We start from the raw sequence: 15,910 nt of genomic DNA, 5'->3' as shown, positions 1-15,910 counted from the left end.
CTTCAAAAATATAGTGAATAAGAGATATGTGAAATTGCCGGTTCTTGGCTATCGACGAGCGCCATAACCATAGATCATGTCGCTCGCAACGGCGCCATCCATCGCATGAATAATCAAGTGCACGTCCGCGCCTGTTTCTTCCGTAGCCAAGCAGCAGGTCTGACTCATTTCGGCAGCCTCTTGCTGTGTCGAAAACTCCGCCAATGCGTGGCCATCCTCTTCCATAAGCCAACGCCCTTGGTTAGGGTCAAACAGCACATGAAACTCAATCGCGGACATTACAATCCTTCGTTGGCAAGAACGGTGCATCGACATCAACGCAATCTGTATGCCAAAAATTGTAGCCGCGTGCCAATCGAGGATTTAGCGCCTTCTGTGAGCGTAGGAAGGGTTCCCGCGCAGGGAAGGGACTGCGAATCGCATTGCCCCATTGGCGTGTCGTTCAATCTGCATTGCACCCGCAAGCTTCACCAAGTTTTAACGTTTCGTCTTCATTGGAGAAAACGCTATGCCTCGTCCTATCTGGTCTGGAACGCTTTCGTTCGGTCTTCTCAACGTTCCGGTTTCGCTCATGAGCGGTGAGCGGCGCATTGATCTGCATTTCCGCATGCTCGATGGACGAAACAATAAGCGCATCAAATATGAGCGAGTCAACGAAGAGACCGGCGCCGAAGTCCCTTGGAAGGAGATCGTGAAAGCCTTCGAGTACAGCAAAGGAAGTTACGTTGTATTAAAGCCCGACGACATCAAGTCGGCCGCGCCCGAAAGCCATGATTCGATCGACGTTGAAGCCTTCGTCGACGTTGAAGCCATCGCTCCCCAATTTTTCGAAAAGCCGTATTTTCTCGTGCCTGGGAAGAAGGCAGAAAAGGGCTATGTGCTCCTGCGGGAAACGCTGCGCAAAACCAAGCGAGTCGGTGTTGGGAGAGTGGTGATTCGTACACGAGAATATCTATGTGCAGTCATGCCGCAGGGAGACGCCTTGGTGTTAAATCTGCTTCGATTTGCACAGGAGCTCGTCTCCGCGGACGACTATGTGTTTCCCGCCAAGGCGGCCGCGGAATATCGAATAACCAAAGTGGAAATGACCATGGCGGAACAACTCATTGATTCGATGAGTAGCGAGTGGAAGCCAGAAGATTACAAGGATGAATTTCGTGCGCGCCTGAGCGAGGTGATAGAAAAGCGTATGAAGAGCAAAGGAGTAGTCAAATCCATATCCGACGAGGCGTCACTGCCGGAGAACTCGACGACCAACGTTGTGGATTTCACGTCACTGCTCAAAAAAAGTCTGGCCAGCAACCATCGAACGCCTGCAAAGAAATCGGCAACTCAGAAAAAAACCACCACGCAAAAAGATAAACCAACCTCCGCCAAAAAGGGAACACAAGCGTCTGCGCGCAAACGCCGCACCGCTAGCTGAGTTTTTTGATGTCAAAAAACAACCTCGGGCATAGGCGAGGCCGAGTACAAACTTTTCACGGAGCATCCGATGGAATACATGCGCGTACGGCGCATCCCAGCAATCTTTGGCTATGACGCAACTGCCGACCAGTTTCGCGGAAGATTCCTGGGACTGTCCGAACAAATATTTTTCAAGGCTTCTACGCTGCCTTCGTTGCGAGCCGAAGCCGCTAAAGCATTGGATAAATTTCTGAGTGAATGCGTAGCCAAACGTGTTACCCCATACGGGCAAAGGGAGGAATACGCGAGCGCATTTATGAAGGTTCTACAATGATGTGACTGGGTGCCTAGATGATGCAACAACGACGGCCCCGCGCCGAAAGGCGTTGGCTCTTTCACGTTGTAACATTACCGACCGTTAGCGCATTGGAAACCGCTGCACCGTATCGCCGGCACATAAAAAAATCTCATCGGCAAACGTGGGCGCTAACTCGAATCCACCGGTAAACGCGCCAAAGGATGGGAGGATCGAGCGCGTTGCACCGATCACAAAACACGGCAATCGCAGTGAATCTCCAGCCGCAGTCACGCGGGCTACTGGATGGACGTGGCCGGCCATTACGTAAGCCGCGCTGATCAGATCCGGGTGATGACAGAACGCGAATGGAGCCAATAGAAATGGCTCATCCACGGAATCGATAATCGAGCTCGAAGGATCACCCGCATGGCGATCGTGATTGCCGCGAACCAGTGTCAGCTGAAGGTCGTGATGTCGCTGCCGCCAGTCGTGCAGAGCCGCCGTCGTGGCCCGCGAATGCGCAGCTTTGGAATGCAAAAAATCGCCGAGAAAAATAATGTGCCGAACGTGATATTTCGCAATTAAAAGCGTCAACGCTGCAAGATTTTGCGAGGTTGTACCATGCGGCACCGGAACACCGAGCGCACGAAATGACGCAGCCTTCCCGAAATGGATGTCGGCGACGATCAGCATTTTTTGTCGCGGCCAGTAGATCGCTTTTTCGGCGAGTAACAGCAGCGACTCGCCCGCGATCATCACTTCATGCGCGCTCACAATGCTGCCTTTTCGAGCTCGCGCAGCAGCCGCGCCAATCGGTCGGCGAGTTTCTCGGTCGAGAACTTTTCGCGAAAGCGTTCCACCATCAGCCCGATACCGAATGGGGTGACGCGTTTGAGGTCGAACAATTTGATTCTTCGCGATTGCATTTCCAGCAACGTGGCGCGCAATCGCGACAGCTCCAGCTCCTGTTCGAAGACTTCTCGCTGAGCTTGGTTTAGCAACAGATTGCCGGCATCATGCTGGCGAAAAACCTCAAAGAACAACGAAGACGATGCCTGCAGCTGGCGGTTGCTTTTCGGTTGCCCCGGATACCCCTGAAAAATGAGGCCGGCGATACGCGCGATCTCGCGAAAACGCCGCTTCGACAGCTCGCCGGCATTGAGGCTGGCGAGCACGTCTTCGAGCAAGTTTTCCGTCGTCAACAAATCGCCGTGCGTGTCGTCGGTGCCGACGAGAATCTGCGCCCAATCGATCGCATGCGGCCCCAGCAGCTCAAAGCCATAATCATTTACGGCGATTGAAAACGTGGTCGGCAGGCGTCGTCCGATGCGATACGCCAACAACCCGGCAATACCGATGTGAACCGCGCGACCGGCGAACGGATAAACGAACAGGTGATAGCCTTCGCGGCTGTGTAAGGTTTCGGCTACAAGCGTGGTTTCGGTAGGCAGCCCCGACCATCGTGTCTGAACTTCCAGCAGTGGGCGAATCGCCTGCATTTCGGGGCCACTGAATTTGCCGAGCGCGGCCTGCGCCAACTGCCGCAGCGCAGCGTGCGCGAGCTCGGAAGAGAGCGGCATGCGACCGCCCTGCCAGCGCGGCACGGCGCCCTTGTTACCGCTGGCGCGCTTCACGTATGCGGTCATTTCGCGTATCCGCACGAATTCGAGAATGCGCCCGCTGAACAGAAAATGATCGCCCGGCTTGAGTCGGGAAATAAATCCTTCCTCGACCGTGCCAATCTTGCCACCGCTGAGAAATTTGAGTTGTATCGCCGCGTCCGAAACTATGGTGCCGATGCTCATGCGGTGACGCCGTCCAAGCGCGATATCGTGTACGCGATATATGCCATCGGCATCGGCGACGACGCGTCGATATTCCGGATATGCCGTGAGGCTCTGGCCACCGCGCACGACAAAATCCAGCGCCCATTGCCATTCGTCAGGTTGCAGCTCGCGGTATGACCACGCACTGCGAATCTCCGGGTACAAATCCTCGGCGCGGAAGCCACCACCAAGAGCGACGGTCACCAGATGTTGAACCAGTACATCGAATGGCTTGACCGGTGCGGTTCGCGCCTCGATCTCGCGGCGCGCGATCGCGTCTTTCGCGGCGGCGGCCTCAAGCAGTTCGAGGCTGTTGGTCGGCACCAGCGTAATTCGCGAAAGTCGCCCGGGCGCATGACCGCTGCGCCCGGCCCGCTGCAGCAATCGCGCGACGCCTTTCGCACTACCGATCTGCAGCACCCGTTCGACCGGCAAAAAATCGACGCCGAGATCGAGCGTCGAGGTACACACCACGGCCTTGAGTTGTCCGTTCTTGAGCGCGCGCTCAACCCATTCGCGCACAGCGCGATCCAGCGAACCATGATGCAATGCAATCAGCCCCGCCCAATCGGGTCGCGCGGCAAGAATGTTCTGATACCAGATTTCCGCCTGCGATCGCGTGTTGGTAAATACGAGCGTGCTCATATGCGGTTCGATCTCGGCGATCACCGTCGGCAACATCTGCATGCCGAGATGACCACTCCACGGAAAACGCGATGGATTTTTCGGGATCAGCGTATCGACCAGAATCTGCTTGTCGACTTTGCCCTGCACAATTCTGCCGTGCGCATTACCGAGCAAAACTTCTTTTGCCTCGGCGAGATTGCCGAGGGTTGCGGACAATCCCCAAATCAGCAGGGCGGGATTCCAGCAGCGCAAACGCGCGATCGCCAATTGCGTTTGCACACCGCGCTTGTTGCCGATCAGCTCATGCCATTCGTCGACGATCAACATGTCGAGTTGAGCGAACTGCTGCTGTGCATCGGCACGGCTGAGCAGCAAGCTGAGGCTTTCGGGCGTGGTAACCAGTACGTGGGGCAAGTTCTTCGCCTGGCGCGCACGACGACCAGCGCTGGTATCGCCGGTGCGCGCTTCTATGCGCCAGTGCGGTACCAACTCGGCGGCGGAATCCTGCAACGCGCGTAACGTATCGGCCGCCAGCGCGCGCATCGGCGTGACCCACAATATGCGCAACCCGCTATTTTTGGTGGTCGCCACGTCTGCATTTCGCATCAGCGCCGCGAACCATACCGCGAACGTTTTGCCCGATCCGGTGGTGGCATGCACCAGGCCGGATTCACCGTTCAGCGCGGCGCGCCAAACTTCTCGTTGGAACGCGAATATTTTCCAGCCACGCCCGCCAAACCATGCTGCAATCGCGCGGCTGATGACACGGCTGTTCATGCCGTCATCGTCAACAATTTTTTCAACGTATCGAGCGTATCTGCCTGCTCGATCGTCTTGTCGACACGTTGCCGAAGAATGCGCGGAAAACGCACCGCCACACCCGCCTTGTGCCGGGTCGAAAGCGCAATGGCCTCGAATCCGATTTCAAACACCATGCTGGGGCGCACACTGCGCACGGGTCCGAATTTTTCGATCGTGGTCTTGCGGATAATTTTGTCGACCTGTGCGATCTCGGCGTCGGTCAAACCGGAATAGGCCTTGGCGAACGGAACCAGCTGTCGTATGCCATCCGCCCCGGTATCCCAGAGCGCAAACGTGTAGTCGGTGTACAGCGAAGCGCGTCGACCGTGCCCGCTCTGCGCATAGATCAGCACCGCATCAATACTGTAAGGATCGACTTTCCATTTCCACCACGTGCCGACGTCCTTGGTGCGGCCTACTCCGTAGGCGGCATCCACGGCTTTCAGCATCATGCCTTCAACGCCGCGAGCGCGTGATTCGTCACGAATTTGTGCAAGCTGCTGCCAGTCGTTGGCGCTGATCAACGGCGATAATTTGAGCTGTGTCGAATGCGTTTGCGCGACAAGATTTTCGAGCAGCACACGACGGCGTTGCTGCGGCTCTTGGCGCAAATCGACGCCGTTTAACTCAAGCAGATCGTAGGCGACCAGCACGGCCGGCAATTCCTGCAGCATTTTCGATGACACGTTTTTTCGACCGATGCGCTTCTGCAGTTCGGCAAACGCTGCGGGACTATCAGTATCACGCCAGATCAGGATTTCGCCATCCACGACCGTACCGTCGGGCAACGCAATTGCCGCAAGCTCCGGAAACCGATCGGTGATCAGATCTTCTCCGCGTGACCACAGCCAGCGCTGTCCATCACGACACACGAGCTGCGCGCGCATGCCGTCGTATTTCCACTCGACCTGCCATTGCGCGAGATCGCCCAGCGACTCCGTTGGATTCTGCAATGCATGCGCGAGAAAAAACGGATACGGCTGGCCTCCGCGCAATGCGTGTTCATCGCTGGAGATCGCGCCGATCAGTTGCTCGTAGCTCTGCGCCGTCGGCACACGTGCGCCATCAGTCCAGCCGATCAAGCGTTGTGCGATCAACTTGCTATCGAGTCCAGCGACTGCGCTCAACGCGCGCGTTACCAGCAGTTTCGACACGCCGACTCTGAAGCCACCACCGATCAGCTTGACCAGCAGGAAACGCTCATCGCTATTGAGCTCGTCCCAGAATGAAAACAGTTCCGCGCGGATTTGCTCGGGCGCCGCACCACGCAGCGGCGCGATACGCTGCTCGACCCACTCGGCCAATCCGATGTCGCTTTGGTGCTGCGCTGGCGGCAGAATGTGCGCAATCGTTTCCGCGAGGTCGCCGACCGCATTGTAGGATTCGTTGAACAGCCATTCGTCCAACCCGGCGAACTCGGTCGCGTACTGGCGCAGCAACTTGCTCGGCACGGCTTGGCGCGGTTTGCCGCCCGCCAGAAAATACACCGCCCATGCAGCATTTCTTGGCGCGGCCAGTCGAAAATAATAGCGCAAAGCGTCGAGCTTGCGATTGGTGGCGGTGGTTCCGTCCAGTTCGGCAAACAGCCGCGCGAACTCACGCATGATCCGATCCGGTGGCAGCATCGCCTGTTTGCAGCGGGATCGTCGCTGCATCATTTTTTTCGTCGGCGTCATCGCCGTATTCGGTGTCGAATGCTCCGGCATCCAGCCCGACCTGCTGCAACCAGCGCACCATCGTCGCCACCGAGCCATGCGTCACGATCACGCGTTGCGCGCCGGTCGCACTTATCGCTGACATCAGGCCCGGCCAATCGGCGTGGTCGGATAATACAAAACCGCGATCCACACCACGCCGGCGACGAGCGCCACGCAGTTGCATCCAGCCGCTCGCGAACGCATCGCTGTAGTCACCAAAACGCTTGATCCACGGTGTGCCGGCCGCCGATGGCGGCGCGATGACGATGGCTTTTTTCAGTTCGGATCGGTCGCTGATATCGCTGACCATCACCGTCGCAGGCAATGCCACGCCGCTGGCGCGATAAACTTCGGTCAATGCCTGCGCCGCGCCATGACAAACGATCGGACCAATCTCTGCATCCAACCCGCTGAGGATGCGCTGCGCCTTGCCGAATGCATAACAGAACAGCACGCTGCTGCGCCCCTCCGCGGCGTTTTTTCGCCACCACGCATTGATGCCGTCGAAAATTTCCTGCTGGGGCGACCATCGGTAGATCGGCAGACCGAACGTGGATTCGGTGATGAAGGTATCGCAACGCACGGGTTCGAACGCAGCACAGGTGCGATCGGGTTCGATCTTGTAGTCGCCGGATGCCACCCAGACTTGACCACGGTATTCGATGCGCACCTGCGCCGATCCCAGCACATGGCCGGCGGGATGCAGCGAGATCTTCGTTCCGTTGCGCGAAATCGTTTCGCCGTATTCGAGGCCGTCGATATTGATTTCACCAAGCCGCGAGCGAAGCACGCCGACACCGGCCTTGGCACTCAAGTAATGGCCGTGGCCAACGCGCGCATGATCGGCGTGCGCGTGCGTGATCACCGCATGATCTACCGGTCGCCACGGGTCGATGTAGAACTGCCCCGGAACGCAATACAACCCTTCCTTGCGCACCACAACCAGATCAGTCATGTCGATCGAAAAGCGGGATGAATGGATGCATGAAATCAACAATTGTGAACCTACGATGCTTCTCCCGCACGCAAGCGCCGTGCCAGCGGCCTCGATTTTGTCAGCTGGCTCCGGAGATGAGTGACAGGGGAATAGCCCGGAGTGGTCATCGCGCCAGCATCCGCGATCCGCGCGACTTTTGGACTCGCCCCCATGCACTTGGCGTGCTCTGTTGATTTGCAAGGAATCGTGACAACGGAATGCGAAATGCGCGATTTGTGGTTGTGCATGCCTTTGTTTTTTAGGGGAAATAGTTTGGCATAAGGTTTGCTAAAGGGTTTGGGTCTTCTGTTCTTTGACCATCTCCCACTACAGCGAGCCCAAAATATGTCCCCCAAATTTAAAGGTGCCATTCTCCCGGTCATGATGGTTGTCGGATTCGTTGCCGCCGCTGACTTTATGGCGTTACAAGCGTCTGCTCAAGACGCTCCGGTTACCTCGTCAACGGCAGACAACACACGCGTTAACCAGCGTGACAGATCGGCAGACACGATTAAACCGACGGATCAGCCCAACGACAAAGATGACATCAAGCTGCTTTCGGCGGTACGCCGTGCCGTGGTCGACGACAAGTCAATTTCTGTTCTCGCGCACAACGTAAAGATTGTCGTGATGTCTGGTGCCGTGATGTTGCGCGGCCCGGTCAAAAGCCAGGAAGAAAAACTCCAAGTTGGAAAGATCGTGGCGGGAGTGCCTGGCGTCTCCGAAATCACCAACGAACTCGATGTCAAACAATAAGTTTTCCACCTCCAGACAAGGACTCATATCATGAAAGCATCTGTTTATTGCACCGCTAAAACCGTCAGCCAAGCCGAACTCATCGTAGAGCGCCTGAAAGGAGCCGGCTTCACGAATAACGATATTTCCGCTTTGCTGCCTGACAAGCGAGGGACCAAGGATTTCGCGCACGAACACAACACGAAAGCGCCCGAGGGTGCGACCGCGGGAGGTATCGCGGGTCTCGGTGTAGGCGCAGCACTTGGTTGGCTGGCAGGTATCGGCTCGCTCGCAATTCCCGGTGTCGGCCCTTTTATCGCGGCCGGCCCGATCATGGCGGCGCTGGGTGGCGCAGCGGTGGGAACCGCGGCTGGCGGCGTTATAGGCGCTTTGGTGGGTATGGGTATTCCGGAATTCGAGGCAAAGCGTTATGACGCCAAAATCCGTGAAGGCAACATATTGATTTCCGTGCATACCGAAGATGGTAAGCAGCGCGATTTGGCCAAGGACATTTTCAAGCACGCTCAGGCTGATGATATTTCGACGGGCTCTGAAGCAAGTGCCAAGTCGGTGTAAATCTTACGAGCGCCGCGGGAAACTGCGGCGCTTTTTTTGCCTCAAGTCTGCTTAGCGGTATCTATTGCCGAGTTCGTTATCTTCGTTTGCGAAACTTGCGTTCGCGGCTTTGCAGTGAGGAATTCGTAAGGCGGCCTTAACCCTGCCGCGCACCGCTTGAGAGCCCGAGATCTATCTGTGTCGCCTCAAGAGCAATAGGCACCGACCCGCCGGTGCCGCTACGCCGCGAGGTGTATTTACTGGGGACGGACTTTCGATTGTGACCTCGGAAATCGCCCGCCGGGGACGGCCTCTATCCTGAAAGCGATCCAGTCGATGTCGTGGCAAAACGCCAGAACTGATGACGTTGGCACTGGCGTATCAATTCCACGCCACGGCAGCTGTAACGCTCGCATATTACTACCCTCCCTAGACCGCTTTGGTTCGTGCCCCGAAAAGAGGTGACAATTAGGGTTAAACGCTGATACCGCCCGCATCGCCGCGCCAGCCACCGTTCCCCGCCGTGATGCGCTATCTTTGCCTGCGGCGCTGTTCCGCAGCGCGGTGACTATTGCGCGAGCCAAGCCTCAGCGCGATGACGACGCGGGCCAACGGATATGACTCATCGATCTGGCGAGACGGACGTGAATGAGGTAGCAGTAAATCTCGACGACTACGGCAATGCGGACTTGCCGGCGGCGACACGTGCGCTCGCGGATCAACTGTTCCCTTTGTTTTACGACGAGCTGCGGCGCGTCGCCCAGCGTGAACGGCGGCGCGTCGGCGCGGGCCACACTCTGCAGACGACCGCACTGGTCAGCGAAGCGTACCTGAAGCTGCGGCGCGGCAACGGCTGGCGCACCGATACGCATTTCCTGCGCGCAGCCGCGCTGGCCATGCGCCATGCGCTGGTCAATCACGCCGCCGCGCGGCAAGCGGCGAAACGCGGTGGCGGCGAGGAAACGCAGTCCCTCAGCATAGAGTTCGACGTGGCGTTCGAATCGGATGCATCGATTCTGGCATTGAACGAAGCACTCGCTGAGCTCGCCCATGAATCGCCACGGCTCGCGCAAGTGGTGGAGTGCCGCTACTTCGCCGGCTACAACGATGTCGAAACCGGACTGGCACTGGGCATTTCCGAACGCAGCGTGCGCAACGACTGGGCATTTGCGCGCGCCTGGTTGCATAAAACGCTGGCCGGTTCCGGCAAAAACTGATTCGACGCCATCCTGCTTCTGCGCACCGATAAAGTGCGCTAGCCGTGTCTACCCGCGACCAAGCCCTGCGCCGGCTTGAGCGGTGCTCGCAGTTGCATCTGTAACTCGTGCAACGGCTTGCGGTAGCGCTCGCCGAGTTGCGCGTAGTGAGCTGCGATCGCCGCCGCTGCCGCCACAAGATCGCGCGCCTCGTCGATATGGCCCGATTCGATATAGCAGCGCGCGAGCAGGATCTGCGCCTCTGCAATTCTTGGGTTGGGTGCGACCAGCAACGCCTCGCGCGCGGCGACGGCGCGTTGCAACAGCGGCAGTGCCGCTTGGAGTTCGTGACGCTTGAGGTAAGAGTGGCCTTCGATCAGGTCGGCGCTGGCGGCGGACAGTTGCATGTTGCTCATTCCCCGGTGGTCAATTTCGGCACGGGCCAAGGCCAACGGTGATTGCACTTCATCGGCAACATTGCGCGTTTCCATCGCGATTTCCGCGGCCAGCAGCCAGGCCGTGATCCGCGTGCTCGCGGCGGCGTTGGGATCGGAGCTGGCGATCAGGGTGCCGAGCAAGCTGCGCGCTTCCTCGTTGCGTCCCTCGGTCTGGGCGAGGCGCACGCGAGCGAGCGTGATGTTGTTGATGATCCGCGTCAAATACGGCAACGCGCGGTGCGCGCAGTCGCGTTCCGCGCAAACGGCCGCGGCTTCGTCGAGCGCGCGCCTGGCGTCGGCATTGCGGCCGAGGTCGATCAGGTCGTTCGCGATCGCGGCTTGCAGACTCGCGATTTCAAGACGATCGCCGTTGAAGCGCACGTAGATCGCGGCGGCGCCCTCGAGATCGGCAAGCCCGGCGGCGACGTCGCCAAAATCCGATTGTGCCAGGCCGCTGTTTTCGAGCACGGTCGGGGTATGGAACGGATCGTCCATACCGCGCAATCTGAGTACATCGCGCTTGGCCTGCGCGAGCAAATCCAAGCCCTCGCCCACGTGGCTTTCCGCGATGAGAATCCTGCCCAGCATCAGGCGTGCGCGCACCGCATCAATATGATCTTCACCGTTGACCGACAATGCGATGTCGAGCGCCCGTCGCGCGCTGCGTTCGGCGCCCGCGAAATCGCGTAATTTCCGTTGCGTGTCCGCGAGCTGGTAACAGAAGAAGACAAGATCCGGATTCGGTACGCCCTGCACAGCGCTCGAAATTTCGATGGCGCGATTCAGCGAGACCACGGCGGCGGCGTATTGCCCGGTGTAGGTCTGAGTCAAGCCCTGCAGATACCAGGCCTCGGCCAGCTCTATGCTCGGTGGATACGCCCCGAGCAGACGCACACTCTGTTGCGCATAGTCGAGCGCCTTGGCCTGGTCGGTGGATTCGTAGAATTCGGCGAATTTCTGCAGCAGAACGCCCCGCGTTACCGACGCGGTATCGCCGTTGCGGTCGAGGATCGCAAGAGCTTCGCGCAGCAGCGGCTCGCGCTCGCGCTCCATCTCAGTGCCATGCATCGCCCCAGCAAGCGCGCCGAGCGCGACGACAAGCTGCGCGGAGTCGGCGCCGTACAGCCGGCGCGTGAGCTCGACCACTTGACGCCGCAGCGGTATTTCCTCTTTGCGCAGCGCGAGCTCAGCGTATAGATCGCCAAGCAGTTTGAGGACGTCGAGCTTGGCGAACGGGGCATCACTCATCTCGCCATCGATTTTTTTCGCGCCGATATCGAGCAGTTCGCGCGCGGTGGTGGCGCGTGCCTTCACTGGATCTTTTTGCTTGCTCGAATTGGCGCGAAACAGGTCGGTCATAAACGTCTGCACCGCGCTGGACGTGCGCGCATTGGTGCTGGCGATGTGCGCCTGCCATAAGGTACCGGCCAACCCGGCCGCGAGCGCCAGGATCAGCATCACTGTGGCGGCGACGCCAAAGCGATAACGCCGCAGCAAGCGCCCGATCACATACAGGCGAGCACCTTCGCGGGCCAACACCGGCTCGCGGGCGAGATGGCGCTGCAAGTCTCGTTTCAAGTCGTTGACCGATGCATAGCGCTGCGCGGGTTCGGGACGCAGGCACTTTGCGACGATCGCATCGAGATCGCCTGTCAGCAGGCCGGGCGGCAACGGTGCATCGGTTTTCTCGCGCGCCACGCGGCTCGACGGCGGTGCAACGCGTTCGTCGAGCAAAGCCAGTACTTGCGCCGCGGGCAGGCCGCGCGAGCGCAACGGCCGCTCACCGGTCAGCAGCTCGAACAACAAGACGCCGAGCGCATACACGTCGGTGGCCGTGGTCACGGTCTCGCCCGAAAGCTGCTCGGGCGCAGCGTACTCAGGTGTGAACGGCGCCAGGGTCGGGATCATATCGGCGCTGTCTTTCGTCGCTCCTACATCGAGCAGTTTCGCGATGCCGAAATCGAGCAGTTTGACCTTGCCCTCGACGTCGACCAGAGTGTTCGAGGGCTTCAGGTCGCGATGCACGACCAAGTTGCGGTGCGCATACGCCACCGCGTCGCACACCTGCATCAACAAGTTCAGGCGTTCCCGCAAAGACGCATGTCGCGCGGCGCAGTGATCGATCAGCGAGACGCCCTCGACGTATTCCATCACCGTGTAGGGGCGGCCATCCGCCGCGATGCCGCCATCCAGCAGGCGCGAGATGCCGGGGTGATCGAGGCGCGCCAGAATCCGCCGTTCGACGTCGAAGCGCGCCAGTTCGCCGATCGCCTCGAAGCGCAACAGCTTCATCGCCGCCCGCTGGGTGAAGGCGACTTCGGCACGAGTTACGGCATAGACCTCGCCAGCGCCACCGCGGCCGATCAGTGTCTCGACGCGCCAGGCGCCGACCCGTGTGCCAGTGGCGAGCGACGGCGCAAATTCGGCTCTCTCACCCCCGTGTGCGGCGAAAGGCGGCGCGTCGAGCACGCCCAGCTGCGTGTCTGCACGCAGCAGTTCCTCGACTTCGCCACATAGCCCTACATCGTCGCCGCAGGCACGCGACAGCCACGCTGCTCGCTGCTCCGCCGCCAGCATCCGCGCTTGCGCAAATAATTGTTCCAGCCGCTGCCAACGTTCGCGTTGCACGAAGGCTCTCCCGATGCCTACTTTGCCGGCCGTGATGGTGCGCTTTTCCGCATGACTTGCAAACGCGCAAGAAAATTTGCCGAAGCGTTGCCGGATTTCGCGCTCTTTGCTGTATCCGTAACTATCGGTGCGCATTTGTTGCACTCACAGCTATCCGAGTGTCGATACTCAGTGTCGGTCATCTCGGCTCGGGTAGGTTGATTGGTAATTTGGCTCAGGAGATCGATTTCATGTTTGCAAACCGTTGGCGCCGCGCTCTGATCTGGGTAGCCCTGCCTTTCACGCTACTCAGCATAATGATTCCCGACGCAAGTGCCGTGCCGAGGACGGTCACCGTTTCCGATACCTCAAACATCATTGGCGCCGGCCACAGCGTCGCGCCGAGTCCAGGCGGTGGTGGTGGCGGAACGCTGCCGCCGGTTTTCACGTTCGCCGCCAACAGCGGTTTCGTGTTTCGCCCGAGCAGCGTCGTCGGCACCACCTCGCTGACTCCGGGCTACGATGGCGTCAATGGCGAAGGCAGCGGTGCTTTCTCGACAAACATTTCGTCCTACGGCGGCATTTCCGGCATCATCGATACGAATCGGTCGGGGTTCTTGGTCGGCGTATTCCTCGATGACAGCGAGCCCGTTGCAGGGACCGAGCCCGCACGGCTGAGTTTCGCCTCGCCTGAAAATTTCACCACGCTCGCGCCGCTGCTGCTGCAGACTTTTTTCATCGGCGACGGCAAGACCGATGGCGGCGGCGTAACCCAATCCTTCGCGGCCCCGCTAGGCGCGACGCGACTCTTTTTCGGCTTCGCCGATGCGCCCAATTACACCGGCCTGCCCGGTGCATTTGTCGACAACAGCGGCCGATCAATCAGCGTGAGTTTCGACGACTCGACGGGAGGCAGCCCACCGACCGCAGTCGCCTTGCCTGTTTTCGGGCCGGCGGGAATCGTTCTGCTGTGTATGGGACTGCTCTGCGCTGCAGCGGTGCGTCAACGTCGTCAGCGGATGCATTGAGACGCTGGCGCCTGCAGCGTGGTGGCGGCGGATTCTGCTGTCAATCTCACGCGCGGCGTTGGTTGTACAGCGCCTGGACTATTCGCCGATGCGTCATGCCTTGCGTATTGGACCTGGTTGCGCCGCTAAAAAATCTGGAGAAATCTGATGACTAACCCGTTCGCGCGCATGCTTTTAAACATACTCCTCGGCGTATCGCTACTGTTGCAAGCCTCGCTTTGTGGCGCAACGGAAGGTGCTTTTGATCCTACCTTCGGTAGCGGCGGCAGGCTGCTGGTCAGCGCTGGCACCCAAGGTGGCGACCAGCCCATCCGGATGGTGCAGCGCTCGGATGGAAAAATTCTGATGTCGGGTACTTGCGACTACCCCTATCCCGGCGGCGCGGGTTATCCAGCACATACTTTTTGCGTCACTCAGCTGCTTGCTGACGGATCTTACGATGGCAATTTCGGGCCCGGTGGCGTGGGCTACCTCGACTTCAACCGCTTTGCTTCGTGGCCACTGAATAGCTATCTGGTCAACATGATCCTGTTACAGGATGGGCGCATCGCGCTTCTCGGTTATCAACTCGACTCCAACAATAATTTGGGTCACTCGATGCTGCTCGGCATACTACTGGCAGATGGCAGCGCACTCGATACTTCCGTCGGTGCAGGCAATGGCTATCTGTTGCTTCAATTTGGCGGCGCCATGAGCGATGGATCGAGTCTGGTACAACAGACAGATGGCAAAGTTCTGGTCGCCGGTGACGCGATCGGTATCAACGGCAATCAAGATTTTGCCGTTGGCCGTCTGCTCGCGGATTTGAGCGGATTGGATGCTTCATTCGGATCGGGCGGGTCGCAGACCGTCGCTTTCGATCTCGGTGGGCCTGGTGGCGATGATACAGACGTTGCCGAGTCTGTCAGCCTGCAGTCCGATGGAAAAATCGTGCTGGCCGGCTTCTCCGTCAGCTCGGCAGCAGGAGCAACGACCGTGAACACCACGCGACAGGCCGCCCTCACGCGCTTGAATGTCGACGGTACGCGCGATCTAACTTTTGGCAGTGCCGGCGACGGACGCGTGCATTACGCCGCTGGCCAAGGAAATCTGGTCCCAGTCGATTCGAGGATAGACGCCTCGAATCGCATCGTGCTCGCCGGAGTGGCTGAGGCATCTGGAGCCACCACTACTCAGTGGTTGATGGACCGTCTGTCGCCGGACGGTTCTCGTGATTTCACATTCAACGGCGGTCAGCCGCAGCTTTTTGCGCCGCCGCCCGGCTATGGTGGATACGCCTTTCGTCTGGCACTTACCAATGACGGTATCTTTGCTATCGGTAACGTCTTGCGTGCCACCCAAATGTCAACGAATTATTTCGCTGTGGTGCGTCTCGATTCAAATGGCGCATTCGACAGCAAGTTCGGCAACGCGGGACGCATCTACGCGTCGTTTACCTCCAACAATGATACCGATACGTCAGGCATCGATATTGCCGTCGGCAAAGCTGGCCTCACCGTGTTTGGTCAGCAGGTTCAGTCCAGCAGCTCCGGAACGACCCGAAAATTCGGCGTGGGTAGGCTGCAATACGATCAAATTTTTGCGAACGACTTTGGCCAGAACATCACGGTGGTCGAATAGCAATAAGTTGCGTCGGCTTCTACCCTCTTTTCAGGGATGGTTGAGTTGAGACACTAACTGTTGATCCAGACATCTCGTATGCGCTGGATCCTCGGATTGTGGA

Annotated in this window: 13 protein-coding genes; 7 read left to right on the top strand and 6 right to left on the bottom strand. The window is 58.8% G+C overall.

Annotated elements, in window-relative coordinates:
* Positions 1 to 48: 48 nt before the first annotated feature.
* Positions 49 to 279: a hypothetical protein gene (locus ELE36_RS07155; RefSeq protein ID WP_129832417.1), complete on the bottom strand. Its 231-nt coding sequence runs from the start codon at positions 277 to 279 to the stop codon at positions 49 to 51.
* A 229-nt stretch (positions 280 to 508) separates the two neighbouring features.
* Between ELE36_RS07155 and ku the strand changes: the two genes are divergently transcribed.
* Together ku and ELE36_RS07145 are read left to right on the top strand one after the other, a co-directional pair.
* Positions 509 to 1,423 carry a non-homologous end joining protein Ku gene (gene ku / locus ELE36_RS07150; RefSeq protein WP_129832416.1) on the top strand — a complete coding sequence of 305 codons (915 nt, stop codon included), beginning with the start codon at positions 509 to 511 and terminating at the stop codon, positions 1,421 to 1,423.
* A gap of 69 nt (positions 1,424 to 1,492) precedes the next feature.
* The gene (locus ELE36_RS07145) at positions 1,493 to 1,738 is read left to right on the top strand and encodes a hypothetical protein (RefSeq protein WP_129832415.1); all 246 of its coding nucleotides are present in this window, start codon (positions 1,493 to 1,495) and stop codon (positions 1,736 to 1,738) included.
* 84 nt (positions 1,739 to 1,822) lie between these two features.
* Here ELE36_RS07145 and pdeM read toward each other — a convergent pair whose 3' ends face one another.
* Genes pdeM through ELE36_RS07125 form a run of 4 tightly spaced genes read right to left on the bottom strand, consistent with a single transcriptional unit; the run spans position 1,823 to position 7,608 of the window.
* On the bottom strand, positions 1,823 to 2,476 hold the full coding sequence (pdeM, locus tag ELE36_RS07140) for a ligase-associated DNA damage response endonuclease PdeM (RefSeq protein ID WP_207215887.1): 654 nt from the start codon (positions 2,474 to 2,476) through the stop codon (positions 1,823 to 1,825).
* On the bottom strand, positions 2,473 to 4,932 hold the full coding sequence (locus ELE36_RS07135; protein WP_129832414.1) for a ligase-associated DNA damage response DEXH box helicase: 2,460 nt from the start codon (positions 4,930 to 4,932) through the stop codon (positions 2,473 to 2,475). The genes pdeM and ELE36_RS07135 overlap by 4 nt, the downstream gene beginning before the upstream one ends.
* The gene (locus ELE36_RS07130; protein WP_129832413.1) at positions 4,929 to 6,560 is read right to left on the bottom strand and encodes an ATP-dependent DNA ligase; all 1,632 of its coding nucleotides are present in this window, start codon (positions 6,558 to 6,560) and stop codon (positions 4,929 to 4,931) included. The genes ELE36_RS07135 and ELE36_RS07130 overlap by 4 nt, the downstream gene beginning before the upstream one ends.
* Positions 6,553 to 7,608 carry a ligase-associated DNA damage response exonuclease gene (locus tag ELE36_RS07125; RefSeq protein ID WP_129832412.1) on the bottom strand — a complete coding sequence of 352 codons (1,056 nt, stop codon included), beginning with the start codon at positions 7,606 to 7,608 and terminating at the stop codon, positions 6,553 to 6,555. Before ELE36_RS07125 ends, ELE36_RS07130 begins: the two co-directional genes overlap by 8 nt.
* A gap of 366 nt (positions 7,609 to 7,974) precedes the next feature.
* Here ELE36_RS07125 and ELE36_RS07120 point away from each other — a divergent pair, with 366 nt between their 5' ends.
* The 3 genes from ELE36_RS07120 (at position 7,975) to ELE36_RS07110 (ending at position 10,136) form a co-directional block, all read left to right on the top strand.
* Positions 7,975 to 8,385 carry a BON domain-containing protein gene (locus tag ELE36_RS07120; RefSeq protein ID WP_207215886.1) on the top strand — a complete coding sequence of 137 codons (411 nt, stop codon included), beginning with the start codon at positions 7,975 to 7,977 and terminating at the stop codon, positions 8,383 to 8,385.
* 30 nt (positions 8,386 to 8,415) lie between these two features.
* Positions 8,416 to 8,940, top strand: a complete 525-nt coding sequence (locus ELE36_RS07115; RefSeq protein ID WP_129832411.1) for a hypothetical protein — start codon at positions 8,416 to 8,418, stop codon at positions 8,938 to 8,940.
* 623 nt (positions 8,941 to 9,563) lie between these two features.
* A complete protein-coding gene (locus ELE36_RS07110) occupies positions 9,564 to 10,136 on the top strand; it encodes an ECF-type sigma factor (RefSeq protein WP_242512380.1) in 573 nt (190 codons plus the stop codon).
* A 38-nt stretch (positions 10,137 to 10,174) separates the two neighbouring features.
* Here ELE36_RS07110 and ELE36_RS07105 read toward each other — a convergent pair whose 3' ends face one another.
* Positions 10,175 to 13,180 (bottom strand): serine/threonine-protein kinase, encoded by a 3,006-nt coding sequence (locus tag ELE36_RS07105; RefSeq protein WP_165371521.1) that lies wholly within the window; start codon positions 13,178 to 13,180, stop codon positions 10,175 to 10,177.
* A gap of 158 nt (positions 13,181 to 13,338) precedes the next feature.
* On the opposite strand from ELE36_RS07105, the gene ELE36_RS07100 reads away from it, so the two are divergent.
* Both ELE36_RS07100 and ELE36_RS07095 read left to right on the top strand, forming a co-directional pair.
* Positions 13,339 to 14,187 (top strand): hypothetical protein, encoded by an 849-nt coding sequence (locus tag ELE36_RS07100; protein ID WP_129832408.1) that lies wholly within the window; start codon positions 13,339 to 13,341, stop codon positions 14,185 to 14,187.
* 147 nt (positions 14,188 to 14,334) lie between these two features.
* Positions 14,335 to 15,807 (top strand): hypothetical protein, encoded by a 1,473-nt coding sequence (locus ELE36_RS07095; RefSeq protein ID WP_129832407.1) that lies wholly within the window; start codon positions 14,335 to 14,337, stop codon positions 15,805 to 15,807.
* Positions 15,808 to 15,910: the final 103 nt, after the last annotated feature.

This window comes from Pseudolysobacter antarcticus, from assembly GCF_004168365.1.
In the GTDB taxonomy this organism is placed as follows: Bacteria; Pseudomonadota; Gammaproteobacteria; order Xanthomonadales; family Rhodanobacteraceae; genus Pseudolysobacter; species Pseudolysobacter antarcticus.
Note: the sequence above shows the minus strand (reverse complement) of the source record. Positions and strands in the feature narration are given on the sequence as shown.